Genomic DNA, 19,959 nt, shown 5'->3' with positions numbered 1-19,959 from the left:
TAAGTATTTTCAATAGAAATTAACGAAAGAATAGGGACGTTAATTAAACTCCCATACGTTTTCTTTGGTTATTAGGCTTTTTACTAATTTGATTTTTTTTCGTCATATCTTTAACAGCATTTACTCCAGTATTATTGGATGAATTTTGCTGTTTTTTACTAGCAAGCTTTTGCTTCATTAATTCTTGAAGACTTACTTTTTTTGGTTCGTTTTTAATTTCATTATTTTCACTCATAAATTAATTTTCCTCCAATTTCATCATACTTTAATAATGACTTGTAGAAGGTAAATAAGCAAGTCCATATCAAAGAATTGAAGAAAAAATAAATTGTTTTTTATCCTTCTTTTTCATTATTCTTCTTATGGAATTCTTCCATTTTTCTACTTTTAGAATAAGCAGATTCTTCTGAGTGACCAAATTGATCGACTGAACTTTTCTGTGGTCCTTTATTTGTATGTCCTTTTGCCATTGATAACCCTCCTTTTTTACTATTATGTACTTAAATTCCTTGAATAATCTTTTTATTAAAAAGGGAATCTATTGATGATAAAAGGTGTTAGGAGGGTATGAAAATGACAAGTAAAAATGGTAGCAAAGGAAGTAAAAACCAAAATGCTCCAGAACTACATGGACAAACTCCATCAAGTGGAGATAATAATAAAGGAAAAGATTATCGTTCCAAAAAAGGTAGTAAATCAAAAATCGAATTACATTAAAAGAGTTGGATAAAGATAAAGAGCTTGGATTGTCCAAGCTCTTGTGTCTTTCATTTTAAACTTATTCCTGAATATCAAATCCTTCTTCATCTAAGTATTCACAAGCTTCACCGTAGCTATTAAATGTACCATCTAGATTTTCTCCAGCATAAACATTCCACATGTCCATTTCTGAAACTAATTTTAGGATCTGTCCATTTGCATTTACCCAAATTTCTTCTACTTCTTCTTCATCGTCATAGAAAATCGGCTCAATCGATAAACTTTCAATTGATTTAGTGATAATTGTACGAAGTTCTTCTTCCGAAAAATCTCTTATGTTAACCATACCTTTATCATTTGTTTTATATCCTTTAATTCCTTCAGCATAAACAAACCCATTACCGTTAGGATGTAAATGAAAAACAACATTCTTTTTTTCTTTTAGACTTTCTTCATATTGGAAGTTTGTACGACCAAGTGAAACGGATTTTTTAGTTAATTCTGGAAATGATTCGATAATCGCAAGTTTTTCTTCGTAAGTTAGCATAATGCCTCCGTTAAATAATTATTTTCCTACTTTTTTGTAAGTAACGTAACAAATATAACAAAATTGACTAAAAAAAGACATCTAATTGTCACATTTTCGGTTACTCTAATTTGGTAGAATAATACTGCTGTATAAAAAAGATACATTCCTTTTGTCTTATTCTTAGAATTAATTTGATATTATTATACATAGTAGGTGATAACATGACGGTAAAACAACAATTTATTAAAAAAGAATTTTACAAATCGTATTTAAATGAAATTGAAAATGATAACCACCCGATCGCAGCATTAGCAGAATTATATAGAGAACAAAATGATGATATGGATCTTTCATCGATTCGTTTTGCGCAAGGTGAAGTTTATTTTGAAAATAAAGACTTTGAAACTGCTGTATTCAAATGGGAGAAGGTCGGTAATCAATTAAGTGACTGGGCAAAGAAAAATATTGCCGACTCTTATTATGAAATAGGTGCATATGAAACAGCTGAAAGACTGTATAGAGAAGTAAAAACAGATAGTCGAACATTAACTTCTGAGATTTTCTTGAAATTATTTTCACTATACATAGATGTTTCTAAATATGAGGAAGCGGACCGTATCATTAAAGAAGCAGTAAAGTATAATCCAGATTATCCAAATGTAACGAAAATTGCTCGTAATTTTTATGAAAAAAATCACGATTGGAATAGTGCGGTTGCTTTAGCTTCAGAGGAATCAATCAGAACTGAAGACTTAAAATGGTTTATTATTTTAAAAGATTATATTTTAGATGGTGTGACAACAGAAATGGCTCCAAGTTATTTTGTACAACCATTACTTTCATTAGCAAGAGTAAATCTTGAGCAGTTCGAATTAATGGTAGAAGCACTTTGGAATAGCTATCATGATCAATCTGTTTACATAACTTGGTTACAAACATTTAATGAGATGTTGTTCCAAATTAATGTTGAGACAGGTATGAAATGGAATCGTTTGCCATCAATTTATTCGCTGTCATATGAAGAATTAGTTGAAGGTGATTATTTCGTTGCTGAATTAGAAGAAATGATGCCAAGTTTCTTAACGAACTGGTTACGAATTACTGATTTAAAAGGTGCAGTTTTAGCAACGACAGCAACTCTTGCTTGGGATCGTTTATTCCCAGGTCGTATTGATTATCAAATCGTTGTTGATGCAGAAATGGCATTTGAACAGCTTATGAAAACGCCAGATTGCTTTGAAATTGGGAAAGAATTATTTGAAAATATCCTTCAATGGTCAGTTTTAAATGAGATCGAAGTTGGAGAACGTTTTGAGTGGTGGACAAATAAAATAACACAGTTTGAAAATACAACTATGTTAGTGGCAGGCACGGCTGGAAATGGTAAGTCTTCATTTGTAAATTCACTATTAGGTGAAAAAATGATGGGTTCATCTACTACAATGCCAGTCTTATTCGAACAAAATAATGATGCGAATATTGTAGTGTTATCAAAAGAAGGAAATACACAGCTTGCTGAATATGCAGATTTTTACGATTTAACTACAGTTGAAAATAATCTGTTAAAAGGAGATGAATTGGTACACTATGAACTACCAAATTCATTCTTACAGAAACATCGTCTTTCAATAATTGATACTCCTGGAATTGATGGAGATGAAGTTAATACGAAAGCATTAATCCATTCAGTAAAACTAGCAGATCGACTTGTTTTTGTATTGAATGCGACTGCACCATATACAGAAAATGAACGTTCTCTACTTGTTAAAATTCACAAGGAATTACCAACACTGCCAATTCATTTTATTTTAAATAAAATGGATTCAATTTATAGCACAGAAGAAATTGAAAGAGTACGTAGTGAAATCGAGGCGAAAATTAGAGAAGATTTCCCAACTGCAAATGTATTACCTTATTCTTCAATTTATAGTAATCAAGAACAATTTAATGAATTAGAGCGTTTTATTGAGAATAACGTCCTTTCGACTGAAGCGAATTCTAAACAAACTGAGAAATTATTATTAGCAATTCGAAAATTAATTAATTTCTTATTAGAAAAACGCGTTGAAAGAGAAGATGAACTTCGTGCGAATATACAATGGAATGAAGTTTTAGATGAAAAGTTAAACGGTCTATTACATTCTTTAAAAGATAAAGAAATGGAACATGTGTATACAATTACAAGCACATATCGTGAATTAAAAGATGAATTAAAATACGATTTAAAACTAAGTGTTCCGGGATTATTAAAAGAATGCAAAGAATTAATAAAAGAAGATAGTGATTTCAGCACGATTCTTGAAACAGTGAATGAAGAAATGAATATCCGTATTGGTCAGTATGTAAGAGAGAATACTTTACCGAAACTAAATGAAGCTCTTCAAAATTGGATTAAAGAATCAGGTATCTTACTTGAGGGAACTCAAAGCTATTTAGCTGAAATGAGCAATTCCTTAAATGAATATATTGGAAATGAGTACTTAAATCTTGAGTGTGATTTTAAAGTGTTAGATGATTGGCGTCGTGATGCGGATCGAATGACAAGTATGACTCAATTAGATGATATGAATATTTTACTTAATTCATCACCATCTCAATTTATACTAAAAAGCTCTGGTATCTTATTAGGTTTATTACCTCAAAATAAATCTAAGCTTGTAGCTCAATATCAAAAGTATGTTGATAATGTAAATTATGATGAAATTACTTCTGAATTATCGACGAAGTTTTTCTTACAGTTTGAAATGTTTGAAAAAACATTACCAAGAGATTTATCAATGTTCTTACATGCTCCATATGAGCAAATTCACGGACTTGTTGATGAAACAAGGGAATCTATTTCGAATTATGCTCGAACAGTAGAAGAAATGAAATCAAATCCAAGTATTTATTTTGATCCAATAACATTCTTTACAGTTCGTTTAAGACAATTAGAATTTTTAGCATTACGTAAGTAAAAAAATGGGGATGTCTCAATAGTCTTTTGACTAAGAGATATCCCTTTATTTTACTATTGGCTCTGTTAAAAAAGAATGTTGATGAATTAAGCTTTTAGTATAAGTGCGACTAAGCTTTTGTCTTTGCCTAAACCAGCCAATTGGCAGTTTTCTTTACATTATTCTTCAACGATTTCTTCAAACGGTACATGGACAACAATCGTTTGATAGCCTTCTTTAATTTTTACATATCCATTCCAAGGCGTTTGGTGGATTAAAAAACCACCTTTTGAATCAATTGAAAAATGAGCAATTTTATCATGTTCTTCATCAAGCAATAATACTTCTTTTTCATTGCCAACAGTTCTAATTCCGGGATGGCAATGTATTTGTATTTTCCAATTACCTAATCTGCTTAATAAAAAATGGCTCATTATCATAGCCTCCTTTTTAATATAATATGTAACTTTTAGAGCAGGTTCAAGGAATGGCAGGGTGAAGGAAAGATATAGAATGACTTTAGAGTTTTCAATAATTTCCTCTGAATAATAATTCTTCGCACATTATGCTGTCCAAGCATTTCCCATTCTTTCCTACACTGAGCATTCCACTCCAATGAATTCTTCAGAAATTTCATCCTTTAAAAAGTCTTTTTCGTAAAAAATAGACTTACACAATAGGATGTGTAAGTCTATCTTTTAATTCATTCTATTCCAAAGAAAGGCATCTTAAAACTACTTAGATAGATTCCATTCTTGATATTTTTTCATTGCTTTACGAGCTGCTATGTAAATACCAGCTAGAATCATTAGCCAAATGATGATTAGTAGTGAATTTCCAATAATGAAAACTGTGGTGTTTTTAAAGCCATTCGAAATCGACGCAATATTTTGTTTGAATTTAGCAGAAATACGATCTCCTACCGTTTTTGGAGGAGTTGTATCGGTCATGATTGCAACTTCATTAATCGATAGGTTGATTGTACTGTAATTTATTAAAGAATCGTAAGTTTTTAACGTTGTCGTTAAAGTCTCAATTTCATATCTCACATCAGTTAATTGTTTTTCGATTTCAATAATATCTTTTAAGTTGCCCGATTTTTTTAATAAAGCAAGCAATCGTTCTTCCTGAATTTTTAAAGATTTAACTCTTGTTTCAGTATCAAAATATTGATTCGAAATATCCTCAGTTGAAATTGTTTTTGAAATGACATTCCCAATACCGTATAAGTTATTTATAAAAGTATTCAACCTACTAGTAGGTATTCGCAACGTATAAGTCGCATTTCTTGAAGCTATTTGATCAGAATTATTTTTATTATATTTTTCCTCTAGTGATGAACCATTTATATGATTTGATTCAATATACCCACCTGAACGATTTACCGCATTTTCAAGAGCTGTGATTGTTTTATCAAATTTTTTAGTTTCAAGCTGTAAGTCAGCAGTTTTGATTAATTTACGATTAACTGCGGCTTGGCCACTGATGGTTTGTTTTTTATCACTTTTAATCGAAACATCAGCATTATTAACTGAATCATATTGATTCTCATTTAGGGATTTTGCGATTTGATTATTTGAGATTTCTTCTTTTGATTTTGAATTTGAACAAGCAGTTAGCATAAAGAGTGTAAGTAGTAATAAAAGAACGGTTTTAAAACGGTGGGTATTTAACAATGCATTCACCTCTTATTAATTAGTTTTACTTTTCAGGCTGTTTACTCGTTATGTATTGTTAAAATTTTCTAATTTCATTTACTATACCATAATAAAAATATAGTGCAAATGTCGTATTGAAACGAAATATGAATCTTTTTAGAATACTTACTAAATAGTAATTGTAAAAAAAAAAATATTTTGACTATTTTTGCATTTTGTGACAAAATGATGAAAACTAAATAGTAGGGAATAGGTGTAAATGCGATACAATCTTCATTTTTGTACCCATTTACTTAAAAGGGAAGCTTGGTGTAAATCCAACACGGTCCCGCCACTGTAATAGAGGAGTAAATAAATAGATGCCACTTATTAAAATAGGGAAGGCTTATATTTACAATGATTCTAAAGTCAGGAGACCTGCCTATTCTAACGTCGCTGTTTGACCTACGAGAGATAGGGAGGTGCCTGATGGACTGGAAGCTTGAATTAAAGTACCCTAATTATTTATGTTTTCCAACTTAAAGGCATTTTTATCTATAAAAGATAAAAATGCTTTTTTATTTTACTAAAAAGGGAGAGAGTTGAAATGGTCTACATAAGTAATCTAGGTTATCCGAGAATTGGTGAAAATCGAGAATGGAAAAAAACGTTAGAAAGCTTTTGGCAAAAGAAAATTAGTGAGCAGCAATTTGAAAAAGAAATGAAATCCTTAAGATTAAGTTCAATAAAAAAGCAACATGAAAAAGGAATTGATTTAGTACCAGTAAATGATTTTACTTATTATGATCATGTGTTAGATTTTGCTACGATGGTTGGTTGGGTTCCCAATAGATTTGGAGAAATTAACGAAAAACCAAGCTTAGAAACTTATTTCGCTCTAGCTCGAGGTAGTAAAAATATCGTAGCATGTGAAATGACAAAATGGTTTAATACAAATTATCACTACATTGTTCCTGAATATAATAAGGACCAACAATCTAAATTAATCTATAACAAACCGTTAGAAGCTTATAAAGAGGCGAAAGCTGAATTAGGCATTAAAACAAAGCCAGTAATATTAGGAATCTATACTTTTGTACAGCTCGCAAAAGGGTACAAAAAAGAAGAAAAACAAGGCATTATTAGTAAACTATTAAACGTGTATATTCAAATGCTGAAAGAACTTGAAAGTGAAGGCGTTGAATGGGTACAAATTGATGAACCATTTTTTGTGTTAGAGGAAGTTAGGGAAGATATCAATTTTATTAAAGGAATCTATAAGGAAATCTCTAGTGCAGTCCCATCGTTATCAATCATGCTACAAACTTATTTTGAAGCTGTTGAACAATATAAAGAATTAATCTCGTTTTCAGTAAGTGGAATTGGTCTTGACTTTGTTCATGGTAAGGAAGGTAACTTGCAATCTATTATTGAGCATGGTTTTCCAACTGATAAAGTATTAGGAGTTGGTATTCTAAATGGACGTAACATTTGGAGGAATGATTTAAATGAATCAATTAATCTAATAAAATCACTACAAAATCAAATAAAGCCAAACGATTTGTGGATTCAACCTTCATGTAGTTTACTTCATGTTCCTGTCACAAAAATAGAAGAAGAGTTAGTAGATGCTACATTATTCGAGGCATTAGCTTTTGCTGACGAAAAATTAGAAGAGTTAGTTTTACTAAAAAATGTATTAAACGATCCAAACAGTTCTTATGAAAATGAAGTAAATTATGCTAAAAAATGTTTGATAAATTTGAAGCAACTTAACGAAGAAAATAAAACAGTGCAGAATGAATTAAAGGCAATCAATGAGGGAGATTTTAAGAGACCAGTACCATTTCATTTAAGATACCCTTTACAAAATAAATTATTGAAACTTCCTATTTTACCTACTACGACAATTGGAAGCTTTCCACAAACAAAAGAAATTAAGCAAGCTAGGCAACAATGGAGAAAAGGCGTTCTGAACGATACTGAATATGAGAATTTAATTAAATTAAAAATGAAAGAATGGATCGATATTCAAGAATCGATTGACATCGATGTAATGGTACATGGTGAATATGAACGCACTGATATGGTTGAATATTTTGGTGAAAAGCTAAAAGGATTTGCTTTTACGAAGAAAGCTTGGGTTCAATCGTATGGATCTAGATGTGTAAAGCCACCAATTATTTATCGTACTGTAGAATTCACAAAACCAATTACTGTAAATGAAACAAGCTATGCACAAAGTTTAACGTCTAAACCTGTTAAAGGAATGTTAACAGGTCCAGTTACGATTTTAAATTGGTCTTTTATACGAGAAGACCTTTCAAAAGAAGAAATTGCAAATGAAATTGCATTAGCATTACGTAAAGAAATTAGAGCACTTGAAGAGGCCGGAATATCTATTATTCAAGTAGATGAGCCAGCAATTCGTGAAGGATTACCTTTGAAAAAAGAAGAGTGGAACCAATATTTAAATTGGGTTACTCGAGCATTTCGATTAGCAACTTCTAGCGTTCAAAATGAAACGCAAATTCATACGCATATGTGTTATAGCAATTTTTCAGATATCGTCGATGCGATTATTGCTTTAGATGCAGATGTCATATCAATTGAGCATGCTAGAAGTCATCAAGAATTTTCGAATTATTTATCTGAATCTCCTTATCCATTTGGAATTGGACTTGGTGTATACGATATACATAGCCCAAGGGTGCCATCAGTAGAGGAAATGGAAGAAAATATTTTAAGCTCATTAAAAGTATGCGATCCAAAACGATTCTGGATTAATCCGGACTGTGGCTTAAAGACAAGAAACGAGACAGAGGTTATTGATGCCTTATCAAATATGGTGAAATCTGCAAAAAAAGTAAGAGAAATTTATTATTCAATTATTTAATGATAGGGTGAAATCGATGAGTGGTATATTCGTAAAAGAATCCAGAGTATTAGATAGTAGTAGAGTATTTCCAACTGATTTAAATAACCATGGTACATTATTCGGCGGAAAAATGCTGGCAGCAATGGACTTAATTGCATCTATATCAGCTACAAAGCATTCAAGAATGGAATGTGTAACCGCATCGATGGATTCCGTTGAGTTTTTATGCCCAGTTCGTGAAAGTGATTGTATTTTTTATGAATCCTTCGTAATTTTAACAGGTACTAGTTCGATGGAAGTTTTTGTTCGAGCTACTGCAGAAGATTTATTGTCTGGTGAAAAAAGAGTAGCTGCGACATGTTTTGTCACATTTGTTGCACTAAAAGATGGAAAACCACATAAAGTAAAAGAGGTCGTTCCAGAAACCGAGGAAGAAATTAAATTACAACAAATTGCATATAAAAGGTTAGAAAGTCGTCAATTAAGAAAGAAACTAAGTAATGAATTGGCATTAATTTGGAAAGAATAGAAGAAAAGATTGAAATTAAATTTAATATAAGCTAATATTAAATTAATATTTTGAAGGAGGCATCAAATTTAGACACTATGTACAATATCCGATAACTTTTTAAGCTAATAAATTTTATAGCAAAAAAGTACTCTGCCTGAAATCAGAGAAATTGGATAAGTCTGTCTATCTTTTGTGCCAATACTTAATATTAAATAAATCCATTATTATTTAAATAAGGGTTTATTTCATGATCACTTCATATCAGATATTAAGTAATTTATTTTTTGTATTTACAGACTAACTAAATTCATCCAATTTACACACAGGCAGATACTGCTTGTGTGTTTTTTATTTTAAGTTCTGTTAAATCGTTATGTTTAACTGAACTAACTAGATAAGTCGGATGGAGTGATGTTATGTTTATAATAAAAGCAAATAATTTAGAAATAGAATTAAACGGAATAACAATTTTTAGAAACGGAAATTTAGAAATAAAAGAAGGTGACCGAGTCGCTTTAATCGGTGAAAATGGAGTTGGAAAGACAACATTTATTAATGCATTATTAGGGAATATTCCTTTAAACAAAGGGCAATTGCAAATTCACTATTCAAAAGACGATATTGGATGGCTCTTAACCGACGATGAGGAATTTGAAATGCTTTCAGCTAGAGAAGTGATTGAGTCATTTGATAAAAAGCGATATGCCATAAAAAAGAATTTAGAATTACTCTCTATGGATTTAACAGATGAAAAAAATCTTCTTAAATATAATGATTTCCTAAGCGAATACCTAGAAGTAGATGGTTATGAATGGGAAACAAGTATTGATCAAGTATTGAAGAAATTTCAATTACCGAAAGAGTTGTGGAATATTCCGTATTGTAATTTAAGTGGCGGTCAGAAAACGAAAGTAAAGCTAGCTAAAATCATGTTAAAACAACCGAAATTACTAATATTAGATGAGCCGACGAATCATTTGGATAGTGAGTCAATTGAGTGGTTAACAAACTGGTTAATTAACTTTAGAGGAAGTGCATTATTTATCTCACATGAAAGACAATTTATAGATGATGTCGCAACTGTTACAGTGGAGTTAACTGGAGAAGGTACTTTTAAATACAGCGGAGGATATTCAGAGTACAAGTTACAAAAGGAACATGAAAGAAAAACACAGCAATCCTTATATGAGAAACAAGAAGCAGAAAAGAAAAAGTTAATTGAAACGATTAATCAATATAAGCAATGGTTTGCAAGTTCTCATAACGCAGCTAGTGAACGTGATCCTTTCGCCAAGAAACAAGCCGCAAAAAATGCGTTAAGATTTAAATCAAAGGAAAAAGATTTAGAGCGATTAGAAAAAAGAAAAGTAGAAAAGCCAAAAGAAGTAAAGACAATAACTGCGGCATTTGAGAGTGACTCGTTTTCGGCAAAAAAGATGATTACATTTGAAAACGTAGATTTTTCATATGACAATGATAAAACATTATTTAATCAAGTGAATTTCAGTTTAAATCGTGAAGATCGCCTGGCCGTTATTGGGAAAAATGGATCAGGTAAATCGACATTTTTAAAATTATTAACTGGCTTACTCACACCAAGTAACGGAAATATAAGACAGAATCCTCAATTGAAAATTGGTTATTTTATGCAAGAACTAGAAACATTAAATGAAGACTCAACCATTTTAAATGAAATTTTATCACTACCAAATATGACCGAAACAGAAGCAAGAACAATTTTAGCTTGTTTTCTTTTTAGAAGAGAAGATGTATTTAAAAGTATTCGTCAGCTAAGCATGGGCGAAAAATGTAGAGTAGCCTTCGTAAAGCTATACTTTTCTGATTCGAACCTACTTGTTCTTGACGAGCCGACAAACTATTTAGACATTCACACTAGAGAGCGAATTGAAGAAGCATTAGCTGTATATCACGGAGCAGTTGTCATTGTTTCTCATGATCCATATCTTTTAAAGAAAGTCTCAAACCGTGTAATCCAAATTGAAAATGGTAATTTTTATGAGTTTAAAGGATCTTTTGCAGAATGGAGAGGAAAAGAAACAATCTCAACTGATCAACAAAACTTATTAAATGAACGAGTAAAATTACAGTTAGAAATTGCATCTTTAATAGCAGAAGAAAAAGAAACAAACGAAGAAAATGAAGCACAAATTTCCAAAATCGTCATCTTACAAAAAGAACTGGATGAAGTAAACCTGAAATACAATGAAATGCAAGATAAACAAGTTAGAAAATCAAATTAAAAAAATACTAATAGTAAAAGAGCAGGGTTCATAAATCAGATTGTCAGACTGATTGAAAACGCTTGTCTTTCGAGGCGCGAAGCCTGGCGAGGAGCGGAGTTACCCTTAACGGTAATGAGCACCGCAGTCAGGTGAAGCAACGAAGAAAGCGAGCGTTTGCCAATAGTCTGGAGCAGGGTTTAGAATACCCTGCTTTTTCTATAAACCTTTAACTTGCTCTTAGTACATCATTTACGTCATGAATGACAACAAATGCTTTTGGGTCGATCGTATGAATGATTTTTTTAAGCTCAAATAATTCTTTATTATTAATAATAATGTAAAGTGATTCTTTTCTGATTCCAGAGTAGTGGCCTTTAGCCGGATAGATTGTTACGCCACGATTCAATTCATTTGATACGATTTGTGCAATTTCGGTTGCTTGATCGGAAATAATCGTGATTGCTTTTTTCGGGTTTAATCCTTCCATAATATAATCTAATACTTTAATGCCAATATAAATGGAAATGATTGTATACAATGTTTTTTCAAAGCCGATTACAAAGTACCCACCCATTACAACAATTAAATCAAATACCAATAGTGATTTACTAATACTCCACCCGAAGGATTGATGGACCATTTGAGCAAGAACGGTTGATCCCCCAGTTGTTCCACCAGCACGAAAGACAATTCCTAAGCCTAATCCAATCAATACTCCTGCAAAGATTGTACCTAATAAAGTCTCATTTGTTGGGACACCATATCCGTCAGTAATTTTTAGAAAAAATGAAATAGCTAAAATTGAAATGATTGTATATACGATTAATTGCTTTTTTAAGTATCGATAGCCAATTAATAATAATGAAGCATTTAAAACAAAATATACAATATCAGGTGACCAATTAAAAAGATAATACGTAATCATCGTAATACCGGTAAAACCACCCTCAGCCAATTTATTCGGTATTGCAAAGAAGTTAACACCGATGGCAAAAATAGCTGACCCTAGAAGAAGATATAAAATGTCTATGAAGTTTTTTCGCACAGTTAACCCTACTTTTTAATAGATTTTTAACACTTCTCTTATTCTACCTAAATAGTAAACTCGAATCAAAATATTTTATTTGGAAATGTATTATAAGGAATAGTTTTGGTTGCGTTTTCATAGTGTGTATAGACAAGCTATTAAGGAGGAATTGAATATGGTATTTGCTACGCCTGGAAAATCTGGTTCATTAATTACGTTTAAAAATCGTTATGACAATTTTATTGGTGGAGAATGGGTAAGACCTGTTAGGGAACAGTATTTTGGCAATGTATCACCTGTTACTGGACAAGTATTTTGTGAAGTTGCACGTTCAACTTCTGAAGATATTGATTTAGCTCTTGATGCAGCGCATCGTGCCAAAGATAAATGGGGGAGAACGTCAGTAACTGATCGAGCAAATATTTTACATAAGATTGCTGACCGGATGGAAGCCAATAAAGAATATTTAGCCGTTGCTGAAACATGGGAAAACGGCAAACCTGTTCGAGAAACTTTAGCTGCGGATATTCCTTTAGCAATAGATCACTTCCGTTATTTTGCAGGTTGTATTCGTTCACAAGAGGGATCACTAGGAGAAATTGACGGTGATACGGTAGCCTATCATTATAAAGAGCCATTAGGTGTTGTGGGGCAAATTATCCCATGGAACTTTCCAATTTTAATGGCTGTTTGGAAGCTTGCTCCTGCGTTAGCAGCAGGGAACTGTGTTGTTCTTAAACCAGCTGAGCAAACGCCGACATCTGTATTAGTGTTAATGGAATTAATACAAGATATATTACCTCCAGGGGTTGTAAATATCGTAAACGGATATGGATTAGAAGCTGGAAAACCTTTAGCTTCAAGTAACCGAATTGCGAAAATTGCCTTTACTGGAGAGACTTCAACTGGAAGATTAATTATGGAATATGCTTCGAAAAACTTAATTCCTGTCACATTGGAATTAGGTGGAAAGTCACCAAATATTTTCTTCGAAGACGTAATGGATAACGAGGAATTTTTCGATAAAGCACTAGAAGGATTTACGATGTTTGCTTTAAATCAAGGTGAAGTATGTACATGTCCTTCAAGAGCATTAATTCATGAGTCAATTTATGAAGAATTTATGGAAAAAGCTGTAAAACGCGTTAGAGCAATTAAACAAGGAAATCCACTTGATCCTCAAACAATGATTGGTTCTCAAGCATCTCAAGAACAAATGAATAAAATTTTATCTTATTTTGAAATTGGAAAAAATGAAGGTGCAGAAGTTTTAGTTGGTGGTAGTCGAAATGTTCTAGATGGAGAACTTAAAGACGGCTATTATGTAAACCCAACAATATTTAAAGGAAGTAACAAGATGAGAGTATTCCAAGAAGAAATTTTTGGACCAGTTGTTTCAGTTACTACATTTAAAACAAAAGAAGAAGCACTCGAAATCGCAAATGATACTTTATATGGATTGGGAGCAGGAGTTTGGACTCGTGATATGGACACTGCTTATCGATTTGGACGAAACATTGAAGCAGGTCGTGTTTGGGTAAACTGTTATCATGCGTACCCAGCTCATGCAGCATTTGGTGGATATAAAAACTCAGGCGTCGGTCGTGAAACACATAAAATGATGTTGGATCATTATCAAAATACAAAGAATATGCTAGTAAGCTATTCTCCAAGTAAACTAGGATTCTTCTAAAAAATGAAAACACTCCAGTAAATCATTTACTGGAGTGTATTTGTTTATAAAAGATCTTACAAAAAAAGCGTTATGAAAAGGTGCAAATCATAATATAAAAATAAAATATTTAAAAACTATACATAAAAACTAGCATCCTATAAATAGATTAAATAAACAGTAGAAGTAGGAGGGAGAATGATGTTATATTTAGCAATCTATCTTATTGTCATTATAATACTTTTCACTTTCATCCAATTCAATTTAAATCGGAAATGGAAACTAATATATACTGCATTTGGTTACCAAAACTATTTTTTAATTATTGGTAAATTAAGAAAAGAAGGTATTCAATATAAAACAAAATTACCTATGAACTTAAGAAGTAGAGTATTTAATGAGAATACTCAATATGATATTTATGTGAAAAAAGATGTAGAGCATGAGGCATTACAGTCCTTATATCATAATTAAAAATTTAACGCTAATTGATATCAACAAAAAATAAATGTATGATTATTAAGTTGAGAATTTCGTGAAAATTTCAAAATTGAAGGGGAAAACCGATGAATCGTAAATTTAATAAAGAGTACGTATTACAAACTGCAAAACAATTACTAGAATTTAATAGCCCAAGTGGTTTTTGCTTTGAAATTATGGAGTTAATTCAGTCTTGGACTAAAAGCTTAGGTTATGAATTTGAAACAACGAATAAAGGCTGTGGTGTGATCACAATTCCTGGAAAAAGTGATGAACGAGTAGTTGGATTATCTGCACATGTTGATACATTAGGAGCAATGGTAAGGTCAATCACGAGTAAAGGTACGTTAAAATTTACTGTAATTGGAGGACCGATTGTCCCAACATTAGACGGAGAATATTGCCAAATTAGAACAAGAGAAGGAAAAATATTCAGCGGTACATTTTTATCGACAAGTCCTTCAATTCATGTCTTTGAAGATAGTAAAACAAAAAAACGTGATCCAGAGAATATGGAAGTTCGCATTGATGAATGTGTAAAAACAAAAGAAGATGTATTAAATCTTGGAATTAACCCAGGAGATTTTATTTTCTTCGATCCGAAAACAACGATCACTGAAAGTGGTTTTATTAAATCACGTTTCATTGATGATAAAGCAAGTGTTGCATGTTTAATCGGGTTATTAGAATTATTTAAAAGAGAAAATGTTGTACCTACATATACTACAAAATTATTTATTTCAACATATGAAGAAGTTGGACATGGTTCATCATATATCCCAACTGATATAACAGAATTAATCTCAGTCGACATGGGATGTATTGGTGATGACTTAAGCTGTACAGAATATGATGTTTCAATTTGTGCAAAAGATTCTGGAGGACCATATGATTATAATATGACGACTGATTTAGTTAATTTAGCGAAAGAAAACGACCTTAGCTTTGCAGTTGATATCTATCCAATGTATGGTTCTGATACAGTAGCAGCATTACGTGGGGGACAAGATATTCGTGGTGCCTTAATTGGGCCGGGTGTACATGCTTCTCATGGTATGGAAAGAACACATTATAGCGCAATGGAAAATACGATGAAATTATTGTATTTCTACTTAACTAAATAAGAAATGAAAAAAGCTGTTGAATGTACTTCAACAGCTTTTTACTTTTTTTAGTTAAGAGCTTATAAAAAAATAAAACATTATATTTTAATAGTTTAGTTTTTGTACACCATTTAATTGACTATCGGATCTAGTTTCACCATTAACTTTTATTTTTTTTAATGTAAAAGTATAGAAGTAAGCAGATACCGTTTCCCGGTGTTTCTCCTGGAGTTTACTGATTAATAATTTTATTGTACCTTGAGCAACTACACCGTCAACATCTAAGTTATTATCCTGTTGAAATGCTCGAACTGCTTGGTCAGTACCTTCTGCAAAATAACCATCGACTCCGTTAGTAGAATAGCCTAATTTTGTTAAAGTATCTTGTAACCATTCAACCTCGGTTCCAACGCTTCCAAGTTGTAAGCTTGTTGAGATATCTGATGGTTTTGAAACAACAACAATTCCAGAATCTTCATCAAATAAATGATTTGCAACTGCTATATTTTGAAATGATTGTTTAGAAGATATAATTAATACGGTTGTATTTTTCATTACATGATCAAATAACCATTCAACTTCTTCGTCATACATTCGTACACAACCATGACTAGCATAAGTCCCAATTGAACTTGGATTGTTATTTCCATGTATTGCATAGGTTGTACCCCATGTCCCTCTTGCGTTTAAACCTAACCACCTATTTCCTAGAGGATTACGTGGATCACCACCTGGAATATTATTTTTATAATAAGGACGATTGACAATTTTTGTGACGATTTTAAATTTCCCTTCAGGGGTTAAATCCTGACTCTTTCCAGTAGCAACCTTAAACACTCTTACCAATTTACCATTCTCATAAAAAGCTAATCTATTAATCGATTTATTAATAATGATAAACTGTGAAACCCGTTTTGATTCTGCAAAAGATTGAATGAAATTAATGCTTAAAAACAAAATCAGAATTAAGAAAAATAGAAAACTCCGTCTAAACAAATTTTTCCCTCCAACAATGTAAAAAAATACGTAGCTTTATATCTTATGAACAGACGGCTTGTCCTATCTAATTAAAAATAGAAAATGAGGAAAAAGATAGCCAAAAAATTAGTTAATGGATATTTTCTACCTATGAAACAATGAGTAAGTTGGGCAAATTTGTATGATTAGTATTTAGAAAAGAATAAGGAGGGGACGATCATCCCTCCTAATTATGGATAGAAAGGGAATAAACAGTTTTATTTTATACCTGCTTTTTTTAAAGCATCTGCGATCTCTTTTGCAAATCTAATTGGACTTTGAATTGATTCCAGGTGCATATAAATGAGCCGTGGTTCATCAAACAACCAATGATTGTGTATTGCAGATACTTTGATTTGATCATTCCTACTTATGGCTTTTAAAAAAGGATTCACTTCTTCTTGCAAAAAAACAAATTCAGCTAGATTCAACGTTTCACTTTTATTTGGAATGGGCTCAAAACTATATTCAAATGAAATTACCATCTCTGATTGAGTAGTTTGACCAAGAATTGTTGGTTTTAGATCAGTTCTTGCTCTTGTTACCATACACATATTATTTTTTTGCTCGGCTTCACCTTTAAGAATCCTCGCTAATTCTTTACACAAATCTTTAGACATTTAAACACCTCCAAAAGATATACTTTAGAATATGAAAATGAATATTTTTCGAACCAGTCAATGAATTTTTAATTTGAAAATGTTCATATTAACCTGTTTATTAAGATTCGCGAATTAGACACCTAAGTAGCTTGAATGAAGTCTTTTTTATTAACTCAATTTGGTGGAAGAATGGATTATTTTATAAAAAGAGAATAAAACTGTAAATTGAAAAATTTGTTGGTGCTGAAAATTAAAAGAAAAGAGGAGTAGTCTATTGAAAATACAAATCGTTCTTTTTGACGGATTTGGGGAGTTAGTGGCATTTTCACCTTATGAGGTTTTAAATAGAGCAAATGAATGCGGAGCAGATTTTCATGTTCAGCTAGTTTCATTGGAGGAAAAAAGTGAAGTTTTAGCTTCCTTTGGAACGAAGGTACAGGTGGAAGACGTATTAAAATTAGATAATAAGCCAGACTTACTTATCGTGCCGGGCGGAGGTTGGAATCATAAGGCAGATTTAGGTCTAAAAAGGGAAGCTGAATTAGGAAAGTTACCTAAATTAATTTATGAATTGCATGAAAAAGGAACAATCATTGCAGGTATTTGTACAGGTGGAATGCTAATGGCAGTTTCAGGTATTATGAAACATAAAAAAGCATGCATGCACCATTTAGCGAAAGATGATTTACAGAGTTTCGGGGTAGAAGTACTAAATCATCGGATTGTTGATTATGGGATGTTATTACATCGAGAGGGGTTACGTCAGGAATTGATCTTGCTTTATGGATCATTGAACGTTTTGCGGGCGCAAACATTGCAGCAGCAGTTGAAAATCGGATGGAATATGAAAGAAGAGGGGTCGTCTGGAGAAATTAAGAAAAGTTTAAAATCAGTAGCTTGGATCAAAAAACTGTCACCATCAATAAAATAGGGTTAAGTGAAGATTGAAAAGGACTGTTTAAAAACAGTTCTTTTTTTTTATAATTCCTAGAGAGTTTTTATTAAAAGTAATGAAGAATTAGCTTGAACAAAATGATATATGATAAGATCTTTTTTTATTTTTTTGAACTGGCAGGATAATTAAAAGGAAAAATTTACCTTTTTGTTGAAATATATCTTCTAAGATTTAATTTTTAGGCTTTGTTATTGTTAATTGTTGATTTTATACAAAAAGACATTTTCGTAAAAGTTTATATTGAATTTAAAGTATAGAATATTTGCAGACAATGATTGGAGTGGAAGGTGCTCGACTCCTATGGGAGTAGTGGGAAGGGTGAGACCCCGCAGGCTTGCCGAGGAGGCTCAGCTTACGTCCCATGGAAAGCGAGCATCCTGGAACGGAAAGCAACATTTTTTTTAACAGAGCCAATTTTAAAAGGAGAAATTTAATAATGAAAATAAAGGTATTTATATATTCTTTACTAATAATAACGATTTTTATCGGTTCTTTTTACTTTGTTCATACACATAAAAACAACTCGATTAAAGCCTTAGAAGATGTAAATGTTAAAAAACTTGACTTAATAAAGAAACTTGAATCTCCAGATAAAAAGCATGTATTATCAATTTATTTAACTGGAGGAGTACTATTCAAGTCTGATTATAGTTATATTGGTCAATTGCACTCAAATGATAATAAAGAAAAAGATAAATTCATTTTGTGGTTACCTGGAGAAGATTTTAATATTCACTGGGTCAATAATAAAGAAATCTTCGTTAACGATGAACAAATAAATATTAATAATGAAAACTATGATTTCAGAAATATGTAAGTTGATAAGGAGTATTTCATTGAAGAAAAAATTAGGTATTTGGACGATAATCTTAATTACTCCGTTTCTTTTAGATTTTGGATTTCATTCTACTCCGAAATTAGCAATGAGAACTAATATGTTTTTTAAGGGGCATATAAAAATAGCAATTACTTCTCCAATCATCGAAGATCAAGTAGACAATAATGCATTTGAAAAATATTTGACACAAGAAAAAGCGAAATGTTATTCTTTCAAAAATTTATCCAATCCAGAAAATAAGGACTTTATAATTTGGAGGCATGGAAAAATGCGTTATTATGCAAACTATTTAAATAACTATATTCGCATTATAAAAAATGTTTAGAAGTTTATACTGATTGGGATTGAAAGGGAAGTATGAGATAAGAAATATAAATATAGATTTTGGAGGTATTTAAATTGTCGAACTATACTACTAGCAATCAAACCGGAAAAATCCACTTCATTTTAAAGTCTACTCCGCCAAGAGTAACTTTTCATCAGGACATGACCCATGAGGAAAGGAACATAATGCTACAACATATTTCCTATTGGACGGACAAGCAAAATCAGGGAATTGCATTAGTTTTTGGACCAGTTCTAAATCCTAAAGACCCACAAGGAATCGCAATCATCGAGGTTGAAGATGAGGATCAAGTTCCAAAACTTATCTTAGAAGATCCCGCCGTTATTGCAGGAATCATGACAGTAGAATTTTATCCGATGTTGGCAACTTTACCTAAATAGCACCAAAGCTAGTGAGAGTTGCAGAAAATACAGAGTCGTTTATACGGCTTTTTTTTATTGGAAAAGAATCAATAATTCAGATTGTACTTTTCAGGATAAATCGAGT

Annotated in this window: 19 protein-coding genes, 1 pseudogene and 1 riboswitch; of the genes and pseudogenes, 12 read left to right on the top strand and 8 right to left on the bottom strand. The window is 31.7% G+C overall.

Annotation, left to right across the window (positions count from 1 at the left end; genetic code table 11):
* Positions 1–43: 43 nt before the first annotated feature.
* Complete coding sequence (locus tag B7R67_RS05270) at positions 44–235, bottom strand: hypothetical protein (protein WP_088068230.1); 192 nt, start codon at positions 233–235, stop codon at positions 44–46.
* Between the two features lie 100 nt (positions 236–335).
* Entirely contained in the window at positions 336–470 is a 135-nt protein-coding gene (locus tag B7R67_RS22640) for a hypothetical protein (RefSeq protein WP_268876000.1), read from the bottom strand.
* A gap of 103 nt (positions 471–573) precedes the next feature.
* On the opposite strand from B7R67_RS22640, the gene B7R67_RS05265 reads away from it, so the two are divergent.
* Positions 574–717, top strand: a complete 144-nt coding sequence (locus B7R67_RS05265; RefSeq protein WP_088068228.1) for an imidazoleglycerol-phosphate dehydratase — start codon at positions 574–576, stop codon at positions 715–717.
* A 61-nt stretch (positions 718–778) separates the two neighbouring features.
* Here B7R67_RS05265 and B7R67_RS05260 read toward each other — a convergent pair whose 3' ends face one another.
* Complete coding sequence (locus tag B7R67_RS05260) at positions 779–1,246, bottom strand: hypothetical protein (RefSeq protein ID WP_088068226.1); 468 nt, start codon at positions 1,244–1,246, stop codon at positions 779–781.
* 203 nt (positions 1,247–1,449) lie between these two features.
* On the opposite strand from B7R67_RS05260, the gene B7R67_RS05255 reads away from it, so the two are divergent.
* Positions 1,450–4,185: a dynamin family protein gene (locus B7R67_RS05255; RefSeq protein ID WP_088068224.1), complete on the top strand. Its 2,736-nt coding sequence runs from the start codon at positions 1,450–1,452 to the stop codon at positions 4,183–4,185.
* Positions 4,186–4,343: 158 nt separating this feature from the next.
* Here the strand turns inward: B7R67_RS05255 and B7R67_RS05250 are convergent, their stop codons facing one another.
* On the bottom strand, positions 4,344–4,598 hold the full coding sequence (locus tag B7R67_RS05250; RefSeq protein ID WP_088068223.1) for a hypothetical protein: 255 nt from the start codon (positions 4,596–4,598) through the stop codon (positions 4,344–4,346).
* A gap of 300 nt (positions 4,599–4,898) precedes the next feature.
* Positions 4,899–5,840, bottom strand: coding sequence for a DUF4349 domain-containing protein (locus tag B7R67_RS05245; RefSeq protein ID WP_088068221.1), 942 nt, complete (start codon positions 5,838–5,840; stop codon positions 4,899–4,901).
* Positions 5,841–6,056: 216 nt separating this feature from the next.
* A riboswitch (cobalamin riboswitch) is annotated at positions 6,057–6,261 on the top strand.
* A 147-nt stretch (positions 6,262–6,408) separates the two neighbouring features.
* Between B7R67_RS05245 and metE the strand changes: the two genes are divergently transcribed.
* The 3 genes from metE (at position 6,409) to abc-f (ending at position 11,451) form a co-directional block, all read left to right on the top strand.
* A complete protein-coding gene (metE, locus tag B7R67_RS05240; RefSeq protein WP_088068219.1) occupies positions 6,409–8,697 on the top strand; it encodes a 5-methyltetrahydropteroyltriglutamate--homocysteine S-methyltransferase in 2,289 nt (762 codons plus the stop codon).
* Positions 8,698–8,713: 16 nt separating this feature from the next.
* Positions 8,714–9,208 carry an acyl-CoA thioesterase gene (locus B7R67_RS05235; protein ID WP_088068217.1) on the top strand — a complete coding sequence of 165 codons (495 nt, stop codon included), beginning with the start codon at positions 8,714–8,716 and terminating at the stop codon, positions 9,206–9,208.
* A gap of 398 nt (positions 9,209–9,606) precedes the next feature.
* The gene (gene abc-f, locus B7R67_RS05230; RefSeq protein ID WP_088068215.1) at positions 9,607–11,451 is read left to right on the top strand and encodes a ribosomal protection-like ABC-F family protein; all 1,845 of its coding nucleotides are present in this window, start codon (positions 9,607–9,609) and stop codon (positions 11,449–11,451) included.
* Between the two features lie 208 nt (positions 11,452–11,659).
* Here abc-f and B7R67_RS05225 read toward each other — a convergent pair whose 3' ends face one another.
* Complete coding sequence (locus tag B7R67_RS05225; RefSeq protein ID WP_088068213.1) at positions 11,660–12,478, bottom strand: YitT family protein; 819 nt, start codon at positions 12,476–12,478, stop codon at positions 11,660–11,662.
* A gap of 157 nt (positions 12,479–12,635) precedes the next feature.
* Here B7R67_RS05225 and adh point away from each other — a divergent pair, with 157 nt between their 5' ends.
* The 3 genes from adh (at position 12,636) to B7R67_RS05210 (ending at position 15,736) form a co-directional block, all read left to right on the top strand.
* A complete protein-coding gene (gene adh / locus B7R67_RS05220; protein WP_088068211.1) occupies positions 12,636–14,153 on the top strand; it encodes an aldehyde dehydrogenase in 1,518 nt (505 codons plus the stop codon).
* A 180-nt stretch (positions 14,154–14,333) separates the two neighbouring features.
* Positions 14,334–14,606, top strand: coding sequence for a hypothetical protein (locus B7R67_RS05215; protein WP_088068208.1), 273 nt, complete (start codon positions 14,334–14,336; stop codon positions 14,604–14,606).
* A gap of 92 nt (positions 14,607–14,698) precedes the next feature.
* Positions 14,699–15,736 (top strand): M42 family metallopeptidase, encoded by a 1,038-nt coding sequence (locus B7R67_RS05210; RefSeq protein ID WP_088068206.1) that lies wholly within the window; start codon positions 14,699–14,701, stop codon positions 15,734–15,736.
* An 84-nt stretch (positions 15,737–15,820) separates the two neighbouring features.
* Here B7R67_RS05210 and B7R67_RS05205 read toward each other — a convergent pair whose 3' ends face one another.
* Both B7R67_RS05205 and B7R67_RS05200 read right to left on the bottom strand, forming a co-directional pair.
* Entirely contained in the window at positions 15,821–16,711 is an 891-nt protein-coding gene (locus tag B7R67_RS05205; protein WP_088068204.1) for a L,D-transpeptidase family protein, read from the bottom strand.
* Between the two features lie 239 nt (positions 16,712–16,950).
* Entirely contained in the window at positions 16,951–17,352 is a 402-nt protein-coding gene (locus tag B7R67_RS05200; RefSeq protein WP_088068202.1) for a DUF1259 domain-containing protein, read from the bottom strand.
* Between the two features lie 256 nt (positions 17,353–17,608).
* Between B7R67_RS05200 and B7R67_RS05195 the strand changes: the two are divergent.
* The 4 genes and pseudogenes from B7R67_RS05195 to B7R67_RS05180 all read left to right on the top strand — a co-directional run bounded on the left by B7R67_RS05195 (position 17,609) and on the right by B7R67_RS05180 (position 19,853).
* Positions 17,609–18,210, top strand: a pseudogene (locus B7R67_RS05195) (DJ-1/PfpI family protein).
* Between the two features lie 515 nt (positions 18,211–18,725).
* Positions 18,726–19,106 (top strand): DUF5412 family protein, encoded by a 381-nt coding sequence (locus B7R67_RS05190; protein WP_088068200.1) that lies wholly within the window; start codon positions 18,726–18,728, stop codon positions 19,104–19,106.
* A gap of 19 nt (positions 19,107–19,125) precedes the next feature.
* Positions 19,126–19,452, top strand: coding sequence for a hypothetical protein (locus B7R67_RS05185; RefSeq protein ID WP_088068199.1), 327 nt, complete (start codon positions 19,126–19,128; stop codon positions 19,450–19,452).
* Positions 19,453–19,526: 74 nt separating this feature from the next.
* Positions 19,527–19,853 carry a YciI family protein gene (locus B7R67_RS05180; protein WP_208615629.1) on the top strand — a complete coding sequence of 109 codons (327 nt, stop codon included), beginning with the start codon at positions 19,527–19,529 and terminating at the stop codon, positions 19,851–19,853.
* Positions 19,854–19,959 lie beyond the last annotated feature (106 nt).

This window comes from Gottfriedia luciferensis (assembly GCF_002156865.1).
GTDB lineage: Bacteria > Bacillota > Bacilli > Bacillales > Bacillaceae_G > Gottfriedia > Gottfriedia luciferensis.
This window is presented reverse-complemented; position numbering and strand designations above follow the sequence as displayed.

Bases quoted from the DNA above. Each gene is read 5' to 3' on its own strand.
- B7R67_RS05270 (WP_088068230.1), bottom strand. From the start codon at position 235: ATGAGTGAAAATAATGAAATTAAAAACGAACCAAAAAAAGTAAGTCTT.
- B7R67_RS22640 (WP_268876000.1), bottom strand. From the start codon at position 470: ATGGCAAAAGGACATACAAATAAAGGACCACAGAAAAGTTCAGTCGAT.
- B7R67_RS05265 (WP_088068228.1), top strand. From the start codon at position 574: ATGACAAGTAAAAATGGTAGCAAAGGAAGTAAAAACCAAAATGCTCCA.
- B7R67_RS05260 (WP_088068226.1), bottom strand. From the start codon at position 1,246: ATGCTAACTTACGAAGAAAAACTTGCGATTATCGAATCATTTCCAGAA.
- B7R67_RS05255 (WP_088068224.1), top strand. From the start codon at position 1,450: ATGACGGTAAAACAACAATTTATTAAAAAAGAATTTTACAAATCGTAT.
- B7R67_RS05250 (WP_088068223.1), bottom strand. From the start codon at position 4,598: ATGAGCCATTTTTTATTAAGCAGATTAGGTAATTGGAAAATACAAATA.
- metE (WP_088068219.1), top strand. From the start codon at position 6,409: ATGGTCTACATAAGTAATCTAGGTTATCCGAGAATTGGTGAAAATCGA.
- B7R67_RS05235 (WP_088068217.1), top strand. From the start codon at position 8,714: ATGAGTGGTATATTCGTAAAAGAATCCAGAGTATTAGATAGTAGTAGA.
- abc-f (WP_088068215.1), top strand. From the start codon at position 9,607: ATGTTTATAATAAAAGCAAATAATTTAGAAATAGAATTAAACGGAATA.
- adh (WP_088068211.1), top strand. From the start codon at position 12,636: ATGGTATTTGCTACGCCTGGAAAATCTGGTTCATTAATTACGTTTAAA.
- B7R67_RS05215 (WP_088068208.1), top strand. From the start codon at position 14,334: ATGTTATATTTAGCAATCTATCTTATTGTCATTATAATACTTTTCACT.
- B7R67_RS05210 (WP_088068206.1), top strand. From the start codon at position 14,699: ATGAATCGTAAATTTAATAAAGAGTACGTATTACAAACTGCAAAACAA.
- B7R67_RS05200 (WP_088068202.1), bottom strand. From the start codon at position 17,352: ATGTCTAAAGATTTGTGTAAAGAATTAGCGAGGATTCTTAAAGGTGAA.
- B7R67_RS05190 (WP_088068200.1), top strand. From the start codon at position 18,726: ATGAAAATAAAGGTATTTATATATTCTTTACTAATAATAACGATTTTT.